Raw genomic sequence first — 6,256 nt, forward strand, 5'->3', positions numbered from 1 at the left:
ATAAACCAGAACAGTAAGCATGAGCACTATCCTCCCACCTATTGCCACCACCTTATTTGCACTATACAGCCAGATTAAATAGATAATGCAGCACCATATTTACATGCGTACGCTGTAATCTTGTACTTGTAGGTGTCTCTCGATAAAATTTTACTAAAATACTATGAGGGGTATATATGCTCAGCTTTCTTCCTGGCCCAGTTAAAGGGGCTATTATTCTGATTTTAGTTATTCTGAACACTTTGCTCTGGATGCCTATTTTAGTCGTTGGCGCTCTGCTTAAGATCATCATTCCCATCAATATCGTCAAAAAAATTGTGACTAAAACCCTTATTGCCTGTGCAACAAACTGGGTTTCTATGAACAACTTTTTTATGGCAATGTTTCTGAAGGTTGAGTGGGATTTTACCAGTGTTGAAGGGCTAACAAAAAATGATTGGTACTTTGTAAATTGTAATCATCAATCTTGGTCAGATATTCCAATCACTCAAAAAATCTTGAACCGCAAAATCCCTATGCTTAAGTTCTTCCTTAAAAAAGAACTTATCTGGGTACCGATTATTGGCATCTGCTGGTGGGCTTTGGACTTCCCTTTCATGAAGCGCTCCACTCCAGCACAAATAAAGAAAGATCCATCACTTGCCGGTAAAGATCTGGAAACCACACAAAAGGCTTGTGAGAAGTTTAAAACAACGCCAGTATCAGTATTTAACTTCCTCGAAGGTACTCGTTTCACACCGGAAAAGCATGCGCGCCAAGAGTCCCCATTCACAAACCTGCTAAAGCCTAAAGCGGGTGGAGCAGCTTTTGTTCTAGGCAGTATGGGCTCTCAAATGAATACCATGCTGGATCTTACAATTGTTTACCACGATAAAGATATCGGACCGTGGGATCTCTTCTGTGGTCGTATTTCGAAAGTAACCGTCCATATTAACAAAATAGAAATACCTAAAGAGTTCTTAGGTAAAGACTATAGTAGCGACCCTGAGTTTAAAGCAGCTTTTCAAGCTTGGTTAAATACACTTTGGGAAAATAAAGATCAGCTAATTACGGATATTAAAACACGTAATAATATCAACTAACGGTAGGAATAAATCCGAACTCATATCAGCCCGAAACAATCATCTTGCTTCGGGCTTTTTTGTGCCTCTTAGCCTGACCGGCAGCCCGGCATTTAAAGCATCCATAATTAAGCCCGGACAGGCCGGGCTATATCAAGCATTCATAGCCTAGAGTGTGAGATAAACACCTAGATAGCCAACAACACCTAATACCACAGTATATGGCAAGGCCATAACCACCATCTTGCCATATGATAAACGCACCAATGGCGCTATCGCAGAGGTCAACAAGAACAAGAAGGCCGCCTGACCATTTGGCGTTGCAACACTAGGTAGGTTTGTTCCGGTATTAATCGCTATGGCAAGCTTTTCAAAATGCTCGCGACTAATAGAACCGGCATCAAAGGCACTCTTCACTTCATCGATATAAACAGTCGCAACAAAGACATTATCACTAATCATCGACAGTACTCCATTCGCAATGAAGAACATGCCAGGCTGGGCACTTTCATCAAGCGACAGAACATAGTTAATCACACCCGAAAATAAGTGCAGCTCATGAATTACACCGACAATCGTGAAAAAGACAACGAGTAAAGCTGTAAACGGTAATGCCTCTTCAAACGCTTTACCAATTTGATGCTCTTCATTGATCCCAGTAAAGACAGTTGCAAGAATAATGACTGTTAAACCAATTAGCCCTACCGCAGCCAAATGCAAAGCTAGTGATACGCATAACAGTACTGCCACTGCACCTTGAGCAATCAACTTAGCTTTAAATTCCGGGGTCATTTTAGCCTTCTCTTCCTGATCAAAGTTTTCTAGAATCTTCCGAACCGAGCCTGGAATCTTAGCCCCGTAGTCAAATTTTTTGGTTTTCTCTAACAGAATACAAGTAAGCAAGCCAAAAAACAGAACCGGCATTGTAATCGGTGCCATTTGCAAGAAAAACTCTACGAAGTCCCAACCCAGTTTTTCAGAAATTAGTAGATTCTGAGGCTCACCCACCTGTGTACAGACACCACCCAAGGCAGTCCCTACAGCACCATGCATCATCAAGCTACGTAAGAATGCTCGAAACTGGGCAAGGGCCTGACGATGATCCTCATGAACGTCATCATCATCTCCATGGTCATGATCAATATGATGAAACTTCTTGCCCGACGCGACTTTGTGGTAGACAGAGTAAAAACCGACACAGACACTGATAATGACTGCGGTAACAGTTAAAGCATCGAGAAAAGCTGACAAAACAGCTGAAGCAACACAAAAGACTAAGGACAATTGCGTCTTCGATCGAATACCAAGAATGATTTTGGTAAATACGAAGAGCAGCATACTCTTCATAAAATAAATCCCCGCCACCATGAAGATCAGCAACAGAATAACCTGCAAGTTATTCTCAAGTTCATGATAAACCGTCTCGGGCGACACCATACCTATCAGCACGGCTTCCAGCGCTAGCAAGCCACCCGGCTGCAATGGATAACACTTTAATGCCATCGCCAAGGTAAAAATGAACTGCACTATCAATAGCCATCCCGCAACATAAGGCGCAAGGGTAAACAAGATAGGATTAAAGACTAAAAATGCAATAATTGCGTTCTTGTACCAACTGGGCGTGTTGCCCAAAAAGTTTTTATAAAAAGCCTGCGATAAACTTCTGGCCATTCTAACTTCCTAAATCTCAGGGCTACAAGATTGGTATTTCATAGGGTGCTGAAATACGTCCTAATACGTAGCGAACTGCAACTCACTGAGTCAATGCGGATAATTAACTACTTGATGTAACAGACATAAAAAAGAGGGGTTTCCGCAATAAACACTGTGTCGTGCTTACTGCGGTAACTTTCAGTGCCCGTTTCCGGGGCGGCGGGGATTGTACGCTAAAAAACTAGCAAGTCCTATTCAACTTTAATGAAAAAATAAATATCTACATTGATATCGTTATCATCATCTTTATAACGAACCTGGTATTCAGACTCCCCCACGGCATCAAAGGTCACTAAGCCCGAACTAGAGATGTCAGCAGCCTCACCTGAAAGCGCAGTTCCGATCACCGACCAACTAGTTTCTTCCTCATCAGCCAGATCAACAATCCCTTCATCCCCTTTAGTATCAACGGTATAGAGTTTTAGCTGCGCCTCGCCGTCTTCCAGATCCAGTTCAATAGTGTCATCATCGTTATAGCTGTCATTCCCATACTTTACACGAAGCGATACCACCTCAACCGCTGCCTCTACATCTACCGCAAGTAAGGCTGACTGCAGCTCTCCTGAGCCTCCGGGGTCACAAGTAGCACTCACATTGCTAGACCCTTCAAGCAGTAGTTCAGCCAAGCCAGTGTCGGTATCAGAGAATGCCAGAATTGTTATATCAGAAGACCCCCATTGGACGTTTTCAGTTATATCAACGGGGTCTGAGCCATAATCACCCAGCGCTGAAAATTGACTACTTTCTTCCGCATAGAGCATTTCATCAGCAGAGCTGACGGAAATACTAGTCAGACCTCCCGCCACGACTGAAACTGTCACCCCTTCACTATCAATATCATCCTGGCTTGCTATGATTTGCGCATCATCAATAGACAAACCAGAGAGGACTCCTTTATCTTCTCTCGAGCCATCAGACAGCGCTACATCACCAACATAAATAACCGAGCTATCACTGACACTCCAGCTTACTTTATCCGAAATGTCTGCCTCATCACCGTCACTATATGTTCCCCTTGCAAGCAGTTGTTGCGAGGATGTTTGACATACTGGAAGGCTCGCAGGTTGATTACTGACGGCTATCGAGACCAAGGGTGCATCGGAAGAGCGCAATGCCTTAGTCGCCGAAAGGTCGGCAAGCCGTGCTATTACATCCGCCGTACCGTTAGATTTACCTGTCGCCACACCATTACTATTCACCGATATAATCGAAGAGTCTGAACTCGACCAGCTTACCGAACTTGTAATATCAATCTGGCTGGCACCGCCATCAACATTTCCCAAGGCTGTGAATGTCTCGGTCTCCCCTTCACGCACGCGATCATTCGAGGAAACAATAGAAATAGAGGTCAAATTCTTAGTGTTGACTTCAACGGCTTGAATATAAGTTTGCTCATTACCCACACCACAAGCTGTTAAGACAAAGCTAACTAAAAGTAAAACAGCCCGTGTCATCTTTTTTACTGAACACATATTAAGTCCTTTTTAACTAGAAACTTTGGCGTAAGCCCAAGCTCACACCATCCAGAGAGAGGTGATCCTCATCATAATAACGAAGGCCCTGAATATTGATAAAGGTCTCACTCGAACCCAAACGAAATTCAGCACCACCACCGTAGACAACGCCATGATACAACTCTCTATCTACGGGGCTGGAGGCGCTGCGGGTCATTTCCAGTTCAGACATGCCATAGCCAAGCAAGATAAACAATTTCCCACCGTTCTCAGCCTCTGGAGACTCGAAACGACCCAATATCCCAACCGAAGATACGAGACTCATATCAATACCAATATCGTCTCCCTCAGTGACACCTTGTGCGGCATAAACTTCAAGCCCTACTTGAGGCTCCAAATATAATCCCGCTCTCAGACCAGCTCCAGAGATATCGAACTCCGCTTCGCCACTTTGTTCATTACCAATAGTATTTATCAGGTAGTGGGCATCCAGCCCGGCATAATATTTAGGTTTATCTTCTGCAAAAGCGATACTGCTTAGAGCAAGTAAACATATACTCCCCCCAATGCATTTCTTTAAATTCATTCTCGTCTTCCCTTATCCATACCTTAAATAATGGTTTCCTAGCTTATCAAACTAGCGAGCAATCTTATCCTAATTTTTCGTTAAGCCAGAACAATAAAAATTTATCTACCACTAAGGTGATATTGTTTTTTTGAACTACATTGATACAGGCCCCAATCCTTATCAACTAATGGACGGTAATAAACATGAACCATCAAGAACAAATACAACCTCAATGGAAGCTAATTATCGGCTTCGCGCTAGCTTTGCTGATCACAGTTGGCTCGCTATTATCTGGTAGTGGGGCTATCGGCATATCCGGTAGTATTATCGCGCTTATCCTGGTGACCGCCATCGCATTCATTAACATCCATAACACACAGAACAATCTGGGCGCCCCAATCTCTCAGGTGAAGCATTTAGTCGATGAAATTTCCATGGGGAACTTTTCGAACGCTTCAGAAAATACTGGTGCGAAGAACAATAGCCTAGCCTCCAAGCTACAGGCTTTAGCTTATAGCCAACAGGAAAAACAAAACGAAATAGAGGCTTCTCAAGCCTCCACTCAGCGGATTATCTCTGCCTTAAACGTCTGCAACACCAATGTCATGATGGCCGATGATGACTACAACATTGTCTATATGAATGACTCCGTAAAGGAAATGATGCAAAGTGCTGAAGCAGACTTAAAAGTGGTACTTCCCAACTTTAATGCTCAAGCACTTATGGGAGAGAGTATTGATGTCTTCCATAAAAATCCGGCTCACCAACGGAGTATGCTAGAAGGCTTGCAAACTCAATATAACGGAAAAATCCAAGTTGGCACTCGAACATTCAGTTTGATAGCCACACCAATCTTTGATGATGAACACCAACGACTCGGCACCGTCGTCGAGTGGGATGATCAAACCGCGCAGCTAGCCAAGGAACAGGCTGAAGCTCAGTTGGCAGCAGACAATACGCGAATCAAACTAGCGCTAGATGTGTGTAGCACCAACGTCATGATGGCCGACGCTGAGTTCAATATCATTTATATGAATGAATCAGTACAAGAAATGATGAAAACTGCGGAAAGCGACTTGAAAGCAGAGCTTTCTCGCTTCGACGCCGATAACCTGATTGGCAACAATATCGACATCTTCCATAAGAATCCAGCGCATCAACGCAGCATGCTTGAGAAGCTCACCAGCACTTACCAAACCAACATTACGGTTGGGCCACGCACATTTAACTTAATCGCGACCCCTATTTTTGCTGAAAACAAAGAACGAATCGGTACTGTCGTTGAATGGAATGACCGAACAGAAGCGCTTGCTCAAGAAACAAAAGCCAAACAACTCGCCGAGGAAAATGCAGGCGTTAGACTGGCTCTCGATGTTTGTAATACCAATGTGATGATGGCCGATGCAAATTACAACATCAATTATATGAACAAAGCAGTACAGAATATGATGCGCGTAGCT

Annotated in this window: 5 protein-coding genes; 2 read left to right on the forward strand and 3 right to left on the reverse strand. The window is 43.5% G+C overall.

Annotated elements, in window-relative coordinates; genetic code table 11:
- The first annotated feature begins 176 nt into the window (after positions 1-176).
- A complete protein-coding gene (locus A3761_RS17405) occupies positions 177-1,082 on the forward strand; it encodes an acyltransferase (protein WP_068509953.1) in 906 nt (301 codons plus the stop codon).
- Positions 1,083-1,229: 147 nt separating this feature from the next.
- Here the strand turns inward: A3761_RS17405 and nhaB are convergent, their stop codons facing one another.
- The 3 genes from nhaB to A3761_RS17420 form a co-directional block, all read right to left on the reverse strand.
- Positions 1,230-2,732, reverse strand: a complete 1,503-nt coding sequence (gene nhaB / locus A3761_RS17410) for a sodium/proton antiporter NhaB (protein ID WP_068509951.1) — start codon at positions 2,730-2,732, stop codon at positions 1,230-1,232.
- A 233-nt stretch (positions 2,733-2,965) separates the two neighbouring features.
- A complete protein-coding gene (locus tag A3761_RS17415) occupies positions 2,966-4,246 on the reverse strand; it encodes an Ig-like domain-containing protein (RefSeq protein ID WP_068509950.1) in 1,281 nt (426 codons plus the stop codon).
- Between the two features lie 16 nt (positions 4,247-4,262).
- Positions 4,263-4,814 (reverse strand): outer membrane beta-barrel protein, encoded by a 552-nt coding sequence (locus A3761_RS17420; RefSeq protein ID WP_068509584.1) that lies wholly within the window; start codon positions 4,812-4,814, stop codon positions 4,263-4,265.
- A 185-nt stretch (positions 4,815-4,999) separates the two neighbouring features.
- Between A3761_RS17420 and A3761_RS17425 the strand changes: the two genes are divergently transcribed.
- On the forward strand, positions 5,000-6,256 hold a 1,257-nt coding region (locus A3761_RS17425), incomplete at its 3' end, for a PAS domain-containing protein (protein WP_156491920.1).

The organism is Oleiphilus sp. HI0123 (assembly GCF_001635315.1).

Bases quoted from the DNA above. Each gene is read 5' to 3' on its own strand.
- A3761_RS17415 (WP_068509950.1), bottom strand. From the start codon at position 4,246: ATGTGTTCAGTAAAAAAGATGACACGGGCTGTTTTACTTTTAGTTAGC.
- A3761_RS17405 (WP_068509953.1), top strand. From the start codon at position 177: ATGCTCAGCTTTCTTCCTGGCCCAGTTAAAGGGGCTATTATTCTGATT.
- nhaB (WP_068509951.1), bottom strand. From the start codon at position 2,732: ATGGCCAGAAGTTTATCGCAGGCTTTTTATAAAAACTTTTTGGGCAAC.
- A3761_RS17420 (WP_068509584.1), bottom strand. From the start codon at position 4,814: ATGAATTTAAAGAAATGCATTGGGGGGAGTATATGTTTACTTGCTCTA.